The 1,144-nt window shown below is 65.6% G+C and carries 1 protein-coding gene and 1 pseudogene; both read right to left on the reverse strand.

Annotated features, from left to right (window positions below):
• Positions 1 to 196 (reverse strand): annotated as a pseudogene (locus tag JHD07_RS07630) (hypothetical protein); the annotation flags it as partial.
• 251 nt (positions 197 to 447) lie between these two features.
• Entirely contained in the window at positions 448 to 1,080 is a 633-nt protein-coding gene (gene qatB, locus JHD07_RS07635) for a Qat anti-phage system associated protein QatB (protein WP_244626175.1), read from the reverse strand.
• Between the last annotated feature and the right edge of the window lie 64 nt (positions 1,081 to 1,144).

The following is a 1,144-nucleotide window of genomic DNA, read 5'->3' on the forward strand; positions in this document are numbered from 1 at the left end:
TCAAGCTGTCTAGCCCACCCGACAGGAGCACGACGCTGCCTTCGGGCGGTCGGAAAACTTCCGCCGGCGGCTGCGGCGCTGCACCGCCGGCGATGAAACGGAATTGCCATCGGTCGGTCGTGAGAAACGTCAACGCGTCGGCGAGGAGGTCCGCGGACTTGTTCCAGAATGCCGGTTCGGCGACCGCGACTTCCATCTCGAACTCGCGTGTCCAGCCGTCCGGACTTAGGCTACGTCGTCCCGCTGCATCAGCCGCCATGACGGACATCGCGATGGACAGCAGATCCCACGCCCTGCGGTTCGGAGCCAGACGCGCTCTGCGAATTTCGTTGCGCACGGCCGCACCGGCGCTGCCGCGATCATCAGCCCCAGGCTGGCCGTAGAGGACGACCCTGAGCGTGCCTTTCTCCTTTAGCCGACGCACCTCGGCCGGCGCGCAAAGCAACTTCACTCTTCGTACCCCTCGAAGACCTCGAACGTCTCGCGCAACGCAGCCTGGACGACGCGCGCGACGCGTCCGGCGGTGAGCCTGCGTCCCTGTTCCTTGAGTTTGCGGAAGGAGGCGGCCACAGTCTCGGCGATATACGACCGCATCTGTTTCAGTCGAGCCAGCGCGACGGTCGCGGTGGGCGCTCTCTCCAGCAACGTCTTGCCGACATCCAGCTCGAAGCGTCGTGCCACGTCGATGGCCGTGAATTTCTCGATGACGAACTCGCGTTCAGGATCGGACAGATCGAGGAGATCGGCGTCCGGGTATTCCGTCAGCAATTCGGACATCGCGTCGTGGATGGACGCACGTTCGGCTTCCGCATCCTGAGTCCCGTCGATCGGTCTGACGGCCTCGATGATCGCGCTCGCGATCTCTTCGGTCGACCGGCCAGCGAGCGCGGCCGCATCGACGGGAGCGTTTGCATCCCCCTGCGCCGTGGAATAGAGGGCATGGCCGAGCGATCCCGCCGTTTGAGCGGTGCCGCCGAACCGCTGCGTCGCGAAATTCGATCCCCCGTAGCCATTGCGGACGTAGTGTCCGAGCCCGCGTCTAAGGTCGCGGCCGTCCCCGGATCGCGCGAAATTGCCCAAGCTCGAGCGAACGCCGCCGAACCGTCGTTCGGGTGCCAACGGCGCCGGCTGCAGGCTTGGCGGT

The organism is Bradyrhizobium sp. (assembly GCF_016462955.1).
Taxonomy (GTDB): domain Bacteria; phylum Pseudomonadota; class Alphaproteobacteria; order Rhizobiales; family Xanthobacteraceae; genus Bradyrhizobium.